The sequence below is a fragment of the Paenochrobactrum sp. BZR 201-1 genome (genome assembly GCF_044987585.2).
Taxonomy (GTDB): Bacteria; Pseudomonadota; Alphaproteobacteria; order Rhizobiales; family Rhizobiaceae; genus Paenochrobactrum; species Paenochrobactrum pullorum.
Map to the genome: position 1 here is coordinate 172485 of NZ_JBJDRZ020000004.1, position 17319 is coordinate 189803.

Annotated in this window: 15 protein-coding genes; 6 read left to right on the forward strand and 9 right to left on the reverse strand. The window is 49.5% G+C overall.

The genetic code is table 11. The features are described from left to right. Nucleotides 1-24: 24 nt before the first annotated feature. Nucleotides 25-954, reverse strand: coding sequence for an NAD-dependent epimerase/dehydratase family protein (locus ACI0FR_RS02615; protein WP_404907319.1), 930 nt, complete (start codon nucleotides 952-954; stop codon nucleotides 25-27). Nucleotides 955-1213: 259 nt separating this feature from the next. On the opposite strand from ACI0FR_RS02615, the gene cysD reads away from it, so the two are divergent. The 6 genes from cysD (at nucleotide 1214) to glpD (ending at nucleotide 8031) form a co-directional block, all read left to right on the forward strand. Next, nucleotides 1214-2134, forward strand: a complete 921-nt coding sequence (gene cysD, locus ACI0FR_RS02620; protein WP_404907321.1) for a sulfate adenylyltransferase subunit CysD — start codon at nucleotides 1214-1216, stop codon at nucleotides 2132-2134. Beyond that, the gene (gene cysN, locus ACI0FR_RS02625; RefSeq protein WP_404907323.1) at nucleotides 2134-4080 is read left to right on the forward strand and encodes a sulfate adenylyltransferase subunit CysN; all 1947 of its coding nucleotides are present in this window, start codon (nucleotides 2134-2136) and stop codon (nucleotides 4078-4080) included. Before cysD ends, cysN begins: the two co-directional genes overlap by 1 nt. 12 nt (nucleotides 4081-4092) lie before the next feature. Then, entirely contained in the window at nucleotides 4093-4929 is an 837-nt protein-coding gene (cysQ, locus tag ACI0FR_RS02630) for a 3'(2'),5'-bisphosphate nucleotidase CysQ (protein WP_461667876.1), read from the forward strand. Beyond that, the gene (locus ACI0FR_RS02635) at nucleotides 4922-5587 is read left to right on the forward strand and encodes an adenosylcobinamide amidohydrolase (RefSeq protein WP_404907327.1); all 666 of its coding nucleotides are present in this window, start codon (nucleotides 4922-4924) and stop codon (nucleotides 5585-5587) included. Before cysQ ends, ACI0FR_RS02635 begins: the two co-directional genes overlap by 8 nt. An 82-nt stretch (nucleotides 5588-5669) precedes the next feature. Beyond that, nucleotides 5670-6449 (forward strand): DeoR/GlpR family DNA-binding transcription regulator, encoded by a 780-nt coding sequence (locus tag ACI0FR_RS02640; RefSeq protein ID WP_374829121.1) that lies wholly within the window; start codon nucleotides 5670-5672, stop codon nucleotides 6447-6449. An 82-nt stretch (nucleotides 6450-6531) separates the two neighbouring features. Then, the gene (gene glpD / locus ACI0FR_RS02645; RefSeq protein WP_404907329.1) at nucleotides 6532-8031 is read left to right on the forward strand and encodes a glycerol-3-phosphate dehydrogenase; all 1500 of its coding nucleotides are present in this window, start codon (nucleotides 6532-6534) and stop codon (nucleotides 8029-8031) included. A 46-nt stretch (nucleotides 8032-8077) separates the two neighbouring features. Here the strand turns inward: glpD and ACI0FR_RS02650 are convergent, their stop codons facing one another. The 8 genes from ACI0FR_RS02650 to ACI0FR_RS02685 form a co-directional block, all read right to left on the reverse strand. After that, nucleotides 8078-9994, reverse strand: coding sequence for an LTA synthase family protein (locus ACI0FR_RS02650; RefSeq protein WP_404907332.1), 1917 nt, complete (start codon nucleotides 9992-9994; stop codon nucleotides 8078-8080). 210 nt (nucleotides 9995-10204) lie between these two features. After that, nucleotides 10205-12016: an ABC transporter ATP-binding protein gene (locus ACI0FR_RS02655; protein ID WP_374829124.1), complete on the reverse strand. Its 1812-nt coding sequence runs from the start codon at nucleotides 12014-12016 to the stop codon at nucleotides 10205-10207. 458 nt (nucleotides 12017-12474) lie between these two features. Continuing rightward, nucleotides 12475-13251 (reverse strand): ABC transporter permease, encoded by a 777-nt coding sequence (locus ACI0FR_RS02660; protein WP_374829125.1) that lies wholly within the window; start codon nucleotides 13249-13251, stop codon nucleotides 12475-12477. Between the two features lie 3 nt (nucleotides 13252-13254). Further along, entirely contained in the window at nucleotides 13255-13950 is a 696-nt protein-coding gene (gene tenA, locus ACI0FR_RS02665; RefSeq protein ID WP_404907378.1) for a thiaminase II, read from the reverse strand. Beyond that, nucleotides 13947-14918, reverse strand: a complete 972-nt coding sequence (locus ACI0FR_RS02670; RefSeq protein ID WP_404907334.1) for an ABC transporter substrate-binding protein — start codon at nucleotides 14916-14918, stop codon at nucleotides 13947-13949. The genes tenA and ACI0FR_RS02670 overlap by 4 nt, the downstream gene beginning before the upstream one ends. A gap of 12 nt (nucleotides 14919-14930) precedes the next feature. After that, nucleotides 14931-15941, reverse strand: coding sequence for a ThiF family adenylyltransferase (locus ACI0FR_RS02675; RefSeq protein ID WP_404907336.1), 1011 nt, complete (start codon nucleotides 15939-15941; stop codon nucleotides 14931-14933). Next, nucleotides 15938-16546, reverse strand: coding sequence for a thiamine phosphate synthase (locus tag ACI0FR_RS02680; RefSeq protein ID WP_404907338.1), 609 nt, complete (start codon nucleotides 16544-16546; stop codon nucleotides 15938-15940). Before ACI0FR_RS02680 ends, ACI0FR_RS02675 begins: the two co-directional genes overlap by 4 nt. A 1-nt stretch (nucleotide 16547) precedes the next feature. Further along, entirely contained in the window at nucleotides 16548-17318 is a 771-nt protein-coding gene (locus tag ACI0FR_RS02685; RefSeq protein WP_404907340.1) for a thiazole synthase, read from the reverse strand. Nucleotide 17319: the final 1 nt, after the last annotated feature.

Below are 17319 nucleotides of genomic sequence, written 5' to 3' on the forward strand. Positions count from 1 at the left end.
CCTTTTACAATCTGCAAACTCTGCTCAGCCACTTGTCATTTTTTGCAAGCGGGTTTTTGTATCTGTTGGTGCATGCCAACCTGTTTGTGCAAGCTTTTGCGAACTCACCATCAAGGGCCCTGTCAAAGCTTGAAACGCTTTTTGCTGGCCAGCCAAACATGCCGCTAATTCCAGTATTTTATGCGGGAACGGAACGAGCTTAGGCTTGCGTCCCATGCCTTGACGAAGAGCTGCTAGAATATCGGCAATGGTCACCGCTGACTGATCGGCAACCAGATAGGTTTCTCCATCTGTCACCGGAGTTTTTAAAACATGGATAATCGCATCGCAAAGTGCATCTCTGTCAAGCAGGCTGCGCTTTTGCGTTTGATTGGCAAAGGGTAGGGGAATGGGGAGACGAGCAAGTTTTATTAATCGTGCAAGATTGCCGCCGGCACCTTTGCCATAAACCAAAACGGGGCGTAAAATTGTAAAGCGTTTATTCTGCCCGTAAACGGCATGGATGGCTTCCTCGGCCAGTAACTTGGCGCGGCCATAGGCACGCTCCGGCAGGGTTGGATCAGTTTCCGTTAAAATGCCTTCGCGTACCGATCCGGTCTGAACGCCGACAGACGAGATAAAGACAAATTTGCCGGTTATTTTGGTCTTTGCCGCTTGTGCAAGTTTTTCAGAGAGTAAGCGATTGGCTTTGTCATAGGTTTCAGCTGGCAATTCATGCATCACATGCGCAATGGCAGCCAGATGAATGACATGGTCGCACCCTTCAACCAATTGTTCAAAGGCTTGGATACCTGCATCAGGTTCGGGCAGCAGTGCCATATCCGGCTGTGGGGTGCGTGATGCTGACCTGACCTGATAGCCTTCGTTTTGCAAAAAAGGCACCAGTGCACGGCCGATAAAACCCGTTGCACCGGTGACAAGAACGAGCGGCGATTTTTGTTTTTGATCACGCAAGACTTAAATCCTGAAGAGAACTCTTAAATACTACTAAATTAGTAGAATTATCAATGTGTTATAATCCCGCTCGAAGTGCTTCGGGTATTATATTACTGGCTAGCACGGGAATGCGAGTAAGAATTTATCTGCACTTTTGAATCTTCGTTAAACCATCCTTTTAAATCCGCGCTTCTCCGCCCGATAATAAACGCCACGGCAGTGACGATATGGGCATTTAAACCTTGCGTCTGCTATCACGTCAATCGCGGGGAATAATATGCAGCTGGTGGCTTCGGTAAAAACATTAACCCATCTGGATAGGTTAGAGGCTGAAGCCATCCATATTTTCCGCGAGGTGGCGGCAAGCTTTTCCAAGCCGGTGATGCTTTATTCGGTGGGTAAAGATTCATCCGTTTTATTACATCTGGCGCGTAAAGCTTTTTATCCGGCTAAACTGCCTTTTCCGCTTTTACATGTCGATACGACATGGAAATTTAAGGAAATGATTGCCTTTCGTGATCAGCGGGCGCGCGAGGATGGTTTCGAAATGTTGGTGCATATCAATCAAGATGCGGTCGAGCAAAATATTGGCCCGTTTTCACATGGTTCCAATGTGCACACCCATTTATTCAAAACAGTGGCGTTGCGGCAGGCTTTGGAAAAATACGGTTTTGATGCAGCCTTTGGGGGTGCGCGCCGCGATGAAGAAAAATCGCGCGCGAAAGAGCGGATCTTTTCTTTCCGCAACCGCCAGCATGGTTGGGATCCGAAACATCAGCGCCCCGAAATGTGGAAGATTTATAATACCCGTATCTCAACCGGTGAATCGATCAGGGTGTTTCCACTTTCCAATTGGACAGAACTTGATATCTGGCAATATATTATGCGGGAAAATATTCCGCTGGTGCCGCTTTATTTCGCAAAACCGCGCCCGGTTGTCGAGCGTGACGGCATGCTGATTATGGCAGATGATGATCGGTTGGTGTTGCGCGAGGGTGAAAAAATTCTCACCCGCAAAGTGCGGTTTCGCACCCTTGGTTGCTATCCGTTGACGGGCGCTATTCCGTCGGAAGCTGATAGTCTTGCAGGTGTTATTGAAGAAATGTTGATTTCTAAAACCTCCGAGCGTGAAGGCCGGATGATTGACCGCGATGAAAGCGGTTCAATGGAAAAGAAAAAGCGTGAGGGATATTTCTGATGGTCTTGTTGCACGAGCCTCAGGCTGGTTCTGCTGATGTGGAAAGCCGCATTGCCGATTATTTGCAGGAGCAGGAAAACAAAACCCTGTTGCGCTTTTTAGCCTGCGGTTCTGTCGATGATGGCAAATCCACTTTGATCGGACGTTTGCTTTATGATGCGAAAGGCATTTTTGAAGACCAGCTGGCGCATTTGAAAAATGACAGCCGGAAGTTTGGCACCACCGGTGATGATATTGATTTTGCGCTTCTCATGGATGGATTGGAAGCCGAGCGCGAGCAAGGCATTACCATTGATGTGGCTTATCGGTTTTTCTCGACCAAAAGACGAAAATTTATTGTGGCCGATACACCAGGCCATGCCGAATATACCCGCAATATGGCAACTGGTGCGTCAACCGCTGATCTGGCGATTGTGCTGGTCGATGCGCGTGAAGGGTTGATTACGCAAACGCGGCGCCATAGTTTTATCGCGAGCTTGTTGGGTGTGCGCCATATCATTCTGGCGGTAAACAAAATTGATCTGATCGATTTTTCTAAAGAGATTTTTGAGGCAATTGCAGCAGATTATCTGGAGATGACCAAGGATTTCGGCTTTGCCAGCATTGAAACTATCCCAATTTCTGCCCGTTTTGGCGATAATGTCAGTGTGCGTTCAGCCCATACACCTTGGTATCAGGGGCCGACATTGCTGGAACACTTAGAAACGGTGCCATTGGAAAAAACGGCGGACGCGGATGTGTTTCGTTTTCCGGTGCAATATGTCAGCCGCCCCAATGCTGATTTTCGCGGATTTGCCGGTACACTTAGTTCCGGCCATGTGCGGGTGGGTGATATGGTCGTGGTGGCTAAAACCGGCAAACAAACAAAATTACGTCGCATCATCAGCCCGCAAGGTGATTTGCAGGAAGCTTTCGAGGGGCAGGCGGTCACATTGCTGTTGGAAGATGAGCTGGAATTATCGCGCGGCTCAATGCTGAGTGGTTTGAACGACCGGCCAATTTTAAGCGATCAGCTGGTGGCGCAAATGATCAATTTTGACGATGCGCCATTGCGTGCTGGACAAAGCTATTGGTTGCGCACCGAAACGGATCAGGTCAGCGCGACCATCACAAAACTTCAACATCGTATTGATATCGAAACCTTTATCCCTTCCGATGCTCACGAATTGACGCTTAATGAAATCGGCCTTTGTCATTTACAGCTAAATTTACCGCTGGTTTTTGATCTTTATCAAAAGCAGCGCTCCACCGGCGCTTTTGTGCTGATTGACCGCGTCACCAACAAAACCATTGCCGCCGGTATGATTCGCGAAAACGGTCATAAAGCCAGCAATATCCATTGGCAAGCATTGGTGCTTGATGCCAAAGCGCGTGCCGAGCAAAAATTTCAAAAGCCGGTTGTTTTGTGGTTTACCGGCCTTTCCGGCTCTGGAAAATCGACTTTGGCGGGCTTGCTGGAAAAACGCCTGCATAGTTTGGGCAAGCATACTTATTTGCTTGATGGCGATAATCTGCGTCATGGTTTGAACCACGATTTAGGCTTTAGCGAAAAAGATCGCAGCGAAAATATCCGCCGCATTGGTGAAGTGTCGCATTTGATGCTGGATGCAGGATTGATCGTGCTGGCAGCACTGATTACACCACTACAGGCGGACAGAGACCGTTTGCGCACCCGTTTTAACGATGATGAATTGATTGAAATTTTTGTTGATACATCACTGGAAATCTGTATCGAGCGTGACCCAAAAGGGCTTTATGCTAAAGCTTTGGCCGGAGAGATAAAGGATTTCACCGGTATTGATGCACCTTATCAGTGCCCCGTTGCACCAGATTTGTACCTGAAAACCAAAGGGCGCAGTGTGGAAGAATTATTGGGCGAGATTGAGCATTATCTGACGAAGCGCGGTATAATCGGCAGCTATGGCACTGATTCTTGGTCGATTTAAACAATGAATGAAATGACATCCGCTCTATTAAATGAAGTTTTGCTGCTACAAGAGCTGGAGCTTGCTGCTCTTGAGGCAGGGCGTGAGATTATGCGGATTTATGCGGCGGGTTGTGATGTTTCGCAAAAAGATGACCAGTCGCCGGTGACAGAAGCCGATCAGCTGGCTGAAAAACTGATCTTAAAAAGATTACGCGCGTTTGCACCGGATATTCCGATTGTGGCCGAAGAAGAAATGGCGGCAGGTCTTTCGCCACAAGAGTTGGGCGCACGCTTTTTTCTGGTCGATCCGCTTGATGGTACCAAAGAATTTGTCAAGCGCAATGGCGATTTTACTGTCAATATTGCATTGATTGAAAATGGTGTGCCGGTTTTAGGTGTCGTTTATGCGCCTGTGGGCGGCAGATTATATATTGGTGGCTCTAATGGTGCGGTGAAGGTACTGGTTGATGATGCGGGCCAAGAGCTTTCGCGCACAGCAATCCATGTGCGCCAAGCGCCTGAGCAGATCACAGCTGTTGCCAGCCGCTCGCATAACACACCAGAAACCGATGCTTGCCTGCAAAATTATGGTATTGAAACATGTGTGTCGGTCGGCTCTTCATTGAAGTTTTGTTTGGTGGCGGAAGGCCAGGCGGATTTATACCCGCGCTATAGCCGCACGATGGAATGGGACACCGCCGCAGGTGATGCTGTTTTGCGCGCTGCCGGTGGTTTAAGCACCACATTGGATGGCAAGCCGATGTTATATGGCAAACGCGGGCAGGTGTATGATTGCGACTTTGCCAATGGTTTCTTCATTGCGCGTGGTTGTGCCAGCCTTGATAAAACGCAACAGCCAAATGATTGATATGAACATCAATTGCGAGCGCCCTTGGCTTACAGTAGATTTAGGTCACTCGCATCAAGTTTTGAGCTGGACGCTGAATGCACCGGGCTTTGTTGAAACAGATCGGATTGTCTGGCGTGAGGTGCGTAATAGCGATTTAACGCCGGAGCTTGATGCCCATCAATGGTTGTTGCAGGAATTGCAGCGAACCGGCAACAAGAATGCTGTGGCTTTTCTCACATCGCGCAATATCGATTTTCATCATTATGCGGAAGCGTGTGTAGAGAGTGAAAAAGTGTCGTGTTTGGTGACGGCAGGCTTGTCCAATGCCGAGCGCGTCGGTACGCGGCACGGGCCACAAAGCCGTTTTGGCACTATCAATATTTTAGTTAAAACGTCCAGCACATTATCAGAAGCGGCGATGATCGAGCTAATGTCGGTGGTGGTGCAGGCGCGGACATTAGCGGTGTTGGAAACTGATATTAAAATCGGCAATCAACAATTAAAAGCTACCGGAACAGGCACGGATTGCGTGGCCATTGCCAGCCCGTTGGGAAATTTATCGTCGCATTGCTTCCATGCTGGTCTTCATACAGCTATTGCAGAAGCTGCGGGTGCTGCTGTGTTGAGCGCTATGTATGAGGCGCTTGATGTCTGGAAGAAAAACCACTTGAAATAGGCATCCGGCCTGCGCTTCTATGCGCATTTCACTTTTCGCTTTTTTTCACTATTGTGCCATTCTGGAAAAATGGGAAAGCAGCATGCAATTAACGCCACGTCATAGTGCCATTCTGGAACGCGCCAAATTACATGGTCAGGTCATGGTAGATGATCTGGCATTGGAATTTGATGTGACACCGCAAACTGTGCGCAAAGACCTGAATGATCTTTGCAAAGCGCGTTTGCTGCGACGCATTCATGGTGGCGCACTTTATCCATCCGGCATTGAAAATATGGAATATGAGGCACGTCGTCAGCTTTGTGCGCGTGAAAAAGGTATCATCGGTAATGCTGCCGCCTCAATTATTCCTGATGGTGCCTCGCTTTTCATCAATATTGGCACCACCACTGAGGCAGTCAGTCAGGCATTGAGCGAGCATAGCCGCTTGATGGTGATAACCAATAATATCAATGTTGCAAATAGTTTACGCATTTTTCCATCCATTGAAGTGGTCATTGCAGGCGGCGTTGTGCGCGGCTCCGATGGCGGTATTGTCGGAGAGGCGGCTGTCGATTTCATCCGCCAGTTCAAGGTGGATTTCGCGATTATCGGCGCGTCTGCCATCGATCAGGATGGCGCTTTATTGGATTTCGATTACCGTGAAGTGAAAGTGGCACAGGCGATTATGGCCAATGCACGCCATGTTATTCTGGTGGCTGATTCCTCAAAAATGGAACGAACCGCACCGGTTCGCATCGGTCATTTGTCGCAAATCGGCACTTTTATTACCGATTTTTGCAGCGAGCCGAAACTGCGCGACCTGTGCGTTGCCCATGATGTGAAGCTGATTGAAACGGAAAGCGAAAAAATAGTCGAATAGTTTCATTTATTTTCATATTGCTTTCACATGAAACTGATTTATATTCTGTTTATAGTTTTCTGAAAGCAAATGGAGCCATATTATGGCTGAAATTCCTGCATTCGATATTTTTGTCATCGGTGGCGGCATTAATGGCTGTTCGATTGCGCGTGATGCGATCGGGCGCGGCTATTCGGTGGCGCTGGCAGAGATGAATGATCTGGCAAGCGGCACCTCTTCGCGTGCCACCAAGCTCATCCATGGCGGTTTGCGTTATCTGGAATATTACGAGTTTCGTCTGGTGCGCGAAGCACTGATGGAGCGTGAGATTTTATGGGCGAATGCGCCGCATATTATCGCACCGATGCGTTTTATTTTACCCTATCATAAAGGTGGCACGCGCCCTGCATGGCTGCTGCGCCTAGGTCTTTTTCTTTATGACCATCTGGGCGGGCGCAAAAAATTGGCCGCCACCCGCACGCTTGATATGAAGCGCGATCCGGCAGCAAAACCTTTGAAGCCGCTTTTTACCAAAGCTTTTGAATATTCTGATTGCTGGGTGGATGATGCGCGTTTTGTGGTGCTCAATGCGCGTGATGCTGCCGATCGTGGCGCACAAATTTACACCCGTACCAAAGTGGTCAAAGCTTCGCGTGATAAGACCGGCTGGCTCATCACTTTGCAGGATGTCCACGCAGGTGAAACCCGACAAATCCGCGCCCGTTTGCTGGTCAATGCGGCAGGCCCTTGGGCAGATAAAGTGCTGGAAGGTGTCGAGGGTGAAAAAAACGCGCATAATGTGCGCCTTGTGCAGGGCAGCCATATTGTTATCCGTAAGAAGTTTAACGACAGCCGCGCTTATTTCTTCCAGAATAATGATGGCCGCATCATTTTTGCCATTCCTTATGAGCAGGATTTCACCCTGATTGGTACGACCGATCAGGATTATCAGGGTGATCCGGCCAAAGTGGCAATCACCCAAAGTGAAACGGATTATCTTTGTGCAGCGGCGAGCGAATATTTCCGTGAGCCAGTGACAGAGGCTGATATGGTCTGGGCTTATTCCGGTGTGCGCCCGCTTTATGATGATGGCGCTTCCCAAGCACAGGAAGCAACCCGCGATTATGTTTTGAAAGAAGATGTTAGCGGCGGCTTGGCGCCACTCGTCAATGTTTTTGGCGGCAAGCTCACCACATCACGTCGTCTGGCCGAACATATGCTGGAAAAGATCGAAAGCCTGATTGGTAAAAAAGGCTTGGCTTGGACAGATAAAGCGGCTCTTACGGGCGGTGAATTTGCCATTGCTGACTATGATGCGGAATTGGCAAAGCTACAAAAATCCTATGGTTTTTTAACGCCACAACATGCCGCAAGACTATTTCGCCTTTACGGTTTGAAAGCGCATGTTCTGTTAGGCGAGGCCAAATCATTGCGTGATCTGGGCGAGCATTTTGGGGCAGATCTTTATGAGGCTGAGGTCAAATATTTGCTGAACCATGAATGGGCGCAAACGGCAGAAGATATTCTTTGGCGACGCACCAAACTTGGGCTGCGTTTCACGGCCGATGAGTTTGCCAATTTGCAAGCATATCTGGCGAAATAATTAAAAAGCCCCGTTTAAACGGGGCTTTTTTCTTATGATTTGGAGATCAGGATTGCGGTGTGGATTTGCGGAAGAACCGTTCGCCTGCATAATCCTGACCAAACATCTGGTCATATTGGATAAGCTGATAATCGCGCACCAGCTTTGGCCATTCCGCCTCTCGCTGCCAGTTTTCCTGTGTGGTTCTGTCACTGGCAAAAAGCACGTGATTATCAATCACCGCATATTGGTCATGCAGAGCACCGAGAAAATCGGTGTAAAACGGATGGCTGACACCGGCCATATTGAGTATATGCAACGGTAGGAAAGCAGGGCTGATCGTGCCGGTCTCGCGTTGAATGCCGCTTTTGCTCGACCATAAAACCAGTGGCGTTTCATGTTCACGCGCCATTTGTGCAGCTGGTGCCGTGCGGCTTGCAACACGTGCGGTCATGAAGCCTGTATCGACATAAGCAGGGCCTAATGGTGGCAGATGATCGCCAAAGAATACCAGTATGGTTTCACGCTCACGACTTTTTGCCCATTCCATCAAACGCAACAGACTGGCATCGGCTTCGCTGGCCCCTTGCGCAAAAGCTTTAATGGCTTCGCGTGCATGTTCAGGGGCGTGGCCTGTTACTTCCAGCTTGCTGTCCGGATAGCGGCTGGCGGCATAAGGGCCATGACCTTGCAAGGAAACAGCAAAGAAGAAAAACGGCTGATCGATGTTTTCTGCTTCTTTGATCATTTCACTGACCATGGCATCATCGGAGGCAAGCGTGCCGCTTTTTTCAAGTTCTGGTAGCGTTTCTTCGGACATGAAGCCATCAAAGCCTAAATGCTGATAGACATTGCCGCGGTTCCAGAAAAATGCGCGGAACGGATGCACAGCGCGGGTGGCATAGCCTTGCTCTTTGAAGAATGACGCAAGGGAGGGCACCGAACCACGGATATATTGCTGGTAAGGAATGCTGCCGGTTGGCAAAAAAGCCTTCGAGAAACCGGTCAGTGCTTCAAATTCCACATTGGCAGTCATGCCGCCAAATTCCGGTGAAAATATATGGCCGGATTGGAATTGGCGCACGGTCGGGATTGGGTCTGTATTGAAATTTACCCCTGGCAGACGGGTCGGATCCCAGAAGGATTCGCTCATCACCACGATAATATCAGGCTGCTGGCGATTGTTGAGTGCCGCACCACTGATGCGGTTGACTTCAATATTTTCAATTGCACCGGCTGAATAGCTTTCAGGCGCAAAAACCTTTGCCATCGGAATGTTTAAAATGAAGGCAATCGCAAAGCCGTTATGCTGATAATTGGCGGTTTGATCCCACATCATCGGCGCGATTTTTAGTCTGTCGCGCGACCATGAATAGGTGGCAAAATCTGATATATAACCAAACCAGCACAGTGCAGGCAACGCAATGACAAGCCGCCAAACGCGGGCATTCATGCTTAAAGGTTTGAACTTGGTGCGGCCATAAAAAACCGCTACGACCAAGGCGATTGCGAGCACCACAAGACAAATGGCAATCAAAATGGCGCTGAACGGGCGATCACGCACCAAGAGCGGCAACAAATCCACAATCTGTCGGGCATAGAGAAAGTCGCTCGGATAAAGTGGATCACCCAAATAAAGGCTCTTTTGATAGGCAACAGCTCCGCTGATCAAACCGGCGATGCCGATAAAAACAGCACTGAAAAAACGGCGCCCCAGCAAGGCATCACAAGCCGTGATGGTGAAGGCAAACAACAGTACAGTTGTCCATGATGGCTTCTGCCGGTTTGTAAAAAACTGGATTGTATTGGACAAAGAACCGCGTGCCAGCCATTCAATGCAAAATACCAACAGAGTAGAAATCACCAGCGAGAATAGTGCAACGCCTGCAATATGTTTGATATTGGCTGATAATTGCGACGGATAAATTAGACTGTTTTGCGCAGCCGGATGTTCCGCCTTCACATTGTCAAAAAGCTGGCTCACAGACGATCCCTTATTGCGAAGCTTCACCTGTCACATTTCTGTCATGGAAATGTCAAGTCGGTGAGCTCTGTGCGTGATCGGCTGGGTTTTTGCAAATCAAAACTGCGTTGCAAGTGTTGATAAGCAGTCACAGATGGTGAAGGCTTTGAAATAAATAAAGCAGCGGATGATCTCCGCCGCTTTATTAATTGGATAAGAACTGGCGTTTCTTTAGAAAACGTCTTCCAATCCTTTGGTCAGTTCCAGTGCCTGACGCTCAAACAGACGGCGGTAAATACCACCGTTCAAACGGATCAGTTCGTCATGATCACCTTCTTCGATGATTTCGCCGCGGTCGAAAACCAATAAGCGATCAAGCGAACGCACGGTTGAAAGGCGATGCGCAATCACCAAAGTTGTGCGCCCCACCATTAAGCGTTCCATTGCCTGCTGGATGAGCACTTCGGATTCTGAATCAAGGCTTGATGTTGCCTCGTCCAAAATTAGCACGGGCGCATCCGCCAAAAAGGCACGGGCAATGGCCACACGCTGGCGCTCGCCACCGGAAAGCTTGATACCGCGCTCACCAACCAATGTGGCGTAGCCTTTCGGCAGGCGCATGATGAAATCATGGGCGCTGGCGAGTTTTGCCGCTTGCTCGATTTCGGCCAGACTTGCACTTGGTCTTGCATAGGCAATGTTTTCAGCCAATGTGCGGTGGAACAAGATCGGTTCCTGTTGCACGATGGCAATCTGCGAACGCAGCGATGATTGCGTGACATCGGCAATATTCTGCCCGTCAATCAGGATGGCGCCGCCACTGACATCATAAAGCCGCTGGATCAGCTTCACGAAAGTGGTTTTACCGGAGCCCGAATGCCCCACCAGACCGACACGTTCACCGGCTTTGATATTGACGCTGAAGTCTTTGTAAAGCGGGTTTTTATGATCGCCGTAATGGAAGGTGACATGGTCAAAATCAATCTGGCCTTTAGAAATATCAATAGCTGGCGCACCCGCTTTATCAGCAATGCCAAAGGGGCGCGCTTCAATATCAACCAGCTCTTCCATATCATTGACCGAGCGTTGCAGGTTGCGGATATGCATACCCACATCGCGCAAGTAACCTTGCAGAATGAAGAAGGCGGTCAGCACGAAAGTGATATCACCGGCGGTGGCTTTTCCTTGGCTCCATAAGTAAAGCGCAAAGAAAATCACCAGACCACGCATGACAAGCAAGTTCAAGCCTTGGATGAATCCGTTGAGCGTACCGCGCAACCATGTGCGGCGCGTACGCCCGCGCCACTTGGTAACCACTTTGGTCAAAAGTGCATCTTCACGTGCTTCTGCACCAAAGGCTTTTACCACCGAATTGCAGGAAATCGCATCGGCCAAAGCACCACCCATGCGGGTGTCCCAGGCATTGGCAAGCGTTGCAGCGGGTGCCACAATACCCAATGAAATAACCACGGTGCAGATGATGAACAGGATCGAACCAATGGCAACGATCACACCCATCATCGGCCAATACCAAGCCAGCAATGCGGTAGAACCAACCAGCATCACAAAGGACGGAAACAATGCCACCAGCAAGGTGTCATTGAGCAAATCCACTGCCCACATCGCGCGCGTTACTTTACGCACGGTGGAACCGGCAAAAGAATTGGCGTGCCAGTCAGTGGAAAAACGCTGCAAACGATAGAAAGCGCTCTGCGCCATGTCGCTCATGATTTTCAAGGTAAAATCAGTGATGACATAAAAAGTGAGCTGACGCATAACCAAGGCTACACCGCCAAGGCAAAGCAGGATGATGAGCGCGGAAATGGCAGCGCTCCACGCATCATTTTTCGTCAAAACATCGTTGGCGAGTGCGTCAACGAGCTTGCCTGAATAAAGCGGTGTCAAAACGTCAGCCACTGTTGCCAGCATCATTCCGACAAGCATCAGTGCAATTCTGACCGGTTGGTTTTTCCATTGCCGGAAGGTGTATTTGAGGACATTGCGGAAGGCCGGCCCTCGAAAATCAAGACGTAATCGTGACATGAGACTTTTCGCACATGACTTATCCTCATGCGCGAACCTTATGAATGAGATGCAATGACAGCCTGACGGACTGCCTTGCACGAGGTGATTTAGGTTTTAAGCGAAACAAACGACTTGAGTGGCAATAGCGGCAAACGGGTCGGGCCGTATTTCGGGCGTCTGTTTTTATAAGTTTGAGCGTATTTTAGGAAAATGAGCCGGAAGAGTGCTCTGCAACTCGAGACTTCCGGCGCGGTGTAAAGGCTTTTAATGTGTTAATAATTAAAAGCGGAAACCACTGAACGCGCGCCGCGAGGTTCACGAGGTAGTGAAGAAAAACGTGCAATAAACATTTTTTATACCTCCTGTGCGCGTGAATAATCTTTGAACCGTAATAGAATTCGTAATGCTCGCCAAGAGGCTAGTTTTAAAAATGGCACTTCAACTATACAAATGTGCTAAATATATCACATTTGTTTTTATGGTTTCTGCGGCCAGACGGTAAGCTTTTTGGCAAAATGCGAGATTACTTTATGCAAAATCAAAGTAAAAATTGCCAAAATAAACAAAGCTGCAAACATCAGATCAGTTTTGGCACGGCCATTAGCAAGCAGCATGAGATAGCCCAGTCCTTTCGATGCGCCCACCCATTCGCCGATAACAGCACCAATGGGCGCATAAACGGCAGCCAGACTTAAACCGGAGGCAAGGGACGGGAATGCGGCCGGAATACGCACCCTAAATAATGTTGAGAACTGGCTTGAACCTAAAATTGCCGCCGCATCCAGTAAGCTTTGATCAGTGCGCCGTAAACCATCTAAAAAAGTGGAAACAACGGGAAAGAAAATCATCAGCACCGAGACGGCGACTTTTGAGCCTGCACCATAGCCAAGCCAAAGGGTCATAATTGGTGCCAGCGCAAAGATTGGAATTGCCTGACTGAAAATCAGCATCGGCAAAACTATGCGTTGCGCCAGTGGTGACATCATCAGGCCGATCGCTGCAACAACGCCGATGAGACTTCCTAAAAACAGGCCGGATAAAATCTCGCCAAATGTGATGAGAGCGTTCGGTATTAGCAGTTCAATATTGTCATAAAAGGCAACTATAACATCAACCGGCCCGGGCAAAATAAAACGCGGTATTGCAAAAAACCAGATCACCCCCTGCCACAGCATCAGCGCTGTGAGGGCAGAAATAACACCATCGGGCAGAAATTTGCGTGACGTTTTGACGTGCACAGGCCGATTGCTCATTTGTTATTTACCTTGCAGACCCATCAGCCAAAATCCTGCTTCCAGCTTGGTGGCAGTCGCAAAGATGCGGCAAAGATGCGGCCAGCGCGGGCTGGCTTCAAAATTGTCGCCAATACGGTTGGCAACCGCATGTTCGAGTAATTCACCACCAAGCTGGCAAAGGGCTTGAAACTCTTCGCCTGCATAAGTGTCGATCCATTCCTGATAAGGCGTGTTGTCAGCCTGCGTGGCAGCCAATCTCAGGCCAATTTCGCCATAGCCTAACACGCATGGCAGCAGTGCCACCAACAGATCAAGAAAATCACCTGATTGTCCGGCATCCAGCACAAAGCGGGTATAGGCAAGATTAGCCGCTTCTTCTTCCGCGTTGAAAAGCTCTTCTTCGCTGATCCCTTCGCTGGCACAAATCTTGATATGCAGCGGCATTTCCACATGGATGAGGCCATTGACGGTGGCGGCCGCGTGTTTCATTTCCTGCAAACTGGTGGACTTCACCACACCCAGCGCCCATGCGCGGGAAAAATGGCGCAGGAAAACATAATCCTGCACGAGATAATGCAGAAAAGACGCTTTTGGCAAAGTGCCATCCGCCATACCGCGCACAAAAGCATGGTCGATATAGTCATTCCACTCTTGGCTTGCCGCCTCACGCAAAGCGCTGAAGGTTTTGGATGAATAATCCGGTTTTGGTAACATTATTTGTTCCTTTCCACATTCACATCGACAGCAAATTTCTCGACGCTAAAGATTTCCGGCACGAGTTTATGTTCAAAAAGAAAAGCTTCCTGACGCTGATAACGGCCATAATCAAAGGCCGCAGGAGTGCGGGCAAAGCGCGGGTAAGTGTCTTTCCAGGCGCGCTTATTCAATTCGTCTTTGAGCTCTGGGCTATAAGAAACATATGTCTCATAAGCTTGCTCGGGATGATTGATGATGTAATTGGCAGCTTTTTCTGTGGCAGCCAAAAAGCGGCTGATTTTATCGGCATCATAGCCTTTAGCATTGGCGACATAAATCAGCTCGTCATAGGCAGGTACGCCCTGTTCTTCGACGAAGAAACATTTGCCTTTCACGCCTTCAATATCCATCTGGTTCAGCTCGACATTGCGATAGGCGCCAATCACCGCATCGACTTGGCCGGACATCAAAGCAGGTGAGAGCGAGAAATTGACATTGATCATTTCCACATCATCTTTGGTCATGCCATGATGGCTTAAAATGGTCGTCATCACCGCTTCTTCGACGCCTGCTACCGAGAATCCGATCTTCTTGCCTTTGAGGTCAGTCATTTCATTGACCGAACCATCATCGCGAACAGCCAGGCAATTAAGTGGTGTGTCAACCAGTGTGCCAACACGAATGAGTGGCAAGCCTTCATGCACATCCAAATGCAATTGCTGCTGATAAGAGACAGCGAGATCAGCTTGTCCGGCAGCTACTTGTTTGGACGGCGTAGAAGCATCAGCTGGCGCAATGATTTCCACATCAAGACCGTTTTCTTTGAAGAAACCAAGCTTGTCAGCGACAATAATTGGGCCGTGATCGGGGTTCACATACCAGTCTAGGATGAGGGATAATTTATCATCTGCCAAAGCTGTTGAAACCATCATAGGGGCGTGCAAAACCGTGGCGCTCAAAAGCGCAGCAAAGCCAAATTTGCGGAACATTCTATCTCTCCGTTAGTAAACTGAAGGGGATGGAGGTGAACTATCTCCGGCAGCAACAAGAACGATGTGGCCGGAAAAGACTTGTCGTAAGGCACTGGCTGCACGCCATGCCCGAAGGCCGGAGCGGCAGCACAAAGCAACACGTTTATCAGTGGCAAGATCAACGCGGTTTTCTAAGAAATCCTGTGTTGAATAGCGCAAAGCATCTTCACGCAGACTTTGCGGTGCTTCGGTTGTGTCGCGCAATTCAATCAGCACATCATCGGTCAAAAGCTGTTCCGGTGCGATAAATGCAAAGGGAACGGTTTTTGGCTCCGGTGCTTTATCAAAGCGGAAACTGCGGAAACCATATTGGCTCAAATTGACCGTCACCATCTGCCCTAAAGGTGATGGCGACATATCGGTCAGGGCTGCAATGGCCATTTGCGCCTGAATAGTGCCGAGTGTTCCGACCAATGGCCCCAGCACACCGGCACTGGCGCAAGTGGCAAGGTTTTTGGGCAGATCAGGAAAGAGTGCCCGCACCGATGGCGCCCCATTTTCAGCATTGCCGCAATAGCCACCGACATAACCGTTTAATCCCAAGGCCGAAGCCGAAATCAGCGGCTTTCCAAGTGCTTTACAGGCATCAGACAGAATATAAGTCACGGCATAACTATCGGCACAATCGAGAGCGATATCGGCGTCTTTCAACAGCGCATCCACGTTGGCAGGTGTCAGGCGTACCGTCAGAGGCGTGACTATAACATCCGGATTAAGATCATTCAGACGGTCGCGTGCGGCTTCGGCTTTCTTGCGGCCTAGGTCCTTTTCACCATAAAGCGGCTGGCGATGCAGATTGCTGCGCTCGATACTATCATCATCAACAAGTGTGATATGTCCTACACCTGCACCCACCAGATAATTGAGCGCCGGACAGCCAAGGCCACCCGCACCGATGATGAGAATGTGTGAATTTTCCAAGCGCTTTTGGCGCTCTTCACCCATCTCTTCCACAATGATCTGTCTGGCGTAACGGCTCATTTTACATAAGCTTCCGTCAGTTTCAGCCATTCCTGCACGCGCTGTTCAGGGCTTGCATGAAGGGTGATGTCGGTCACTGCGGCCACAATATCTGCGCCATGTTCAAAAACACCAGTTGCGCGATCAAGGCTGATGCCGCCAATGCCGACAAGCGGCATGTCGCTTAACTTATCTTTCCAGATACGCACACGTTCCAGCCCTTGTGGCTCCCAGATCATCTTTTTCAAAATGGTTGGATAGACGGGGCCAAGCGCGACATAATCAGGCTTAAGCGCTAATGCGCGTTCCAGCTCTTCTTCATTATGGGTGCTGATGCCAAGTTTGAGTTGAGCCTTACGAATAACGGTAATGTCCGCCTCATCCAGATCTTCCTGACCGAGATGGATGTAATCGCAACCTTCATCAATGGCGAGTTGCCAATAATCATTAACGATCAACTGACATTGATGTGCGTCACAAATTGTTTTGGCAGCACGGATTTCAGCACGCAATTCAGTTGTAGTTTTATCTTTAACGCGCAGTTGCACCAGTTTGATGCCAAGCGGCACTAAGCGCTCCAGCCATTCAGCGCTGTCGAAAATCGGATAAAAAGGATGAAGTGTCATTTTAGAAAAATGCCTTTCCCATCAAAGGTGTGGAAGGAGCTGCCATGTCGCGCGGTTCAATCGGATCGGCCTCAACCGCCAGATGTCCGGCTTCCACGGCAAGCGCAAAGCTTTTGGCCATGCGAACCGGATCACCGGCCTTGGCCACGGCGGTGTTGAGAAGCACTGCGTCATAGCCTAGTTCCATTGCCTGTGCGGCATGGGAGGGAACGCCAATCCCCGCATCAACAATCAGCGAAATATCTGGGAAATGCGCGCGCAAGGTTTTGAGTGCATAGGGGTTGTTAAGGCCGCGCCCCGAACCAATTGGCGCGCCCCACGGCATCAGCACTTTGCATCCGGCTTGCACCAGCTTTTCGGCGACCACCAGATCGTCATTCATATAAGGGAAAACTTCAAAACCCTCATTGACCAGAATGCGTGCCGCTTCCACCAGTCCGAAAGGGTCGGGCTGCAATGTGTCCTGCTCGCCGATCACTTCCAGCTTGATCCATGATGTGCCAAAAATCTCGCGCGCCATTTTTGCGGTGGTCACCGCTTCACGCGCTGTGTGGCATCCGGCTGTGTTGGGCAAAACATGGACACCCAGCTCTTTGATCAGTGACCAGAAACTTTGCCCCGCACGCTCAAATCCGCTTTCACGGCGAAGTGAAACGGTGACGATTTCGGTGCCTGATGCTTTCACCGCTTCTTCCAAAATTGCCGGTGAGGGGTAAAGGGCTGTGCCCAACAGCAAACGGCTGGTGACTGTTTTGTCATAGAGTTTTAGCATG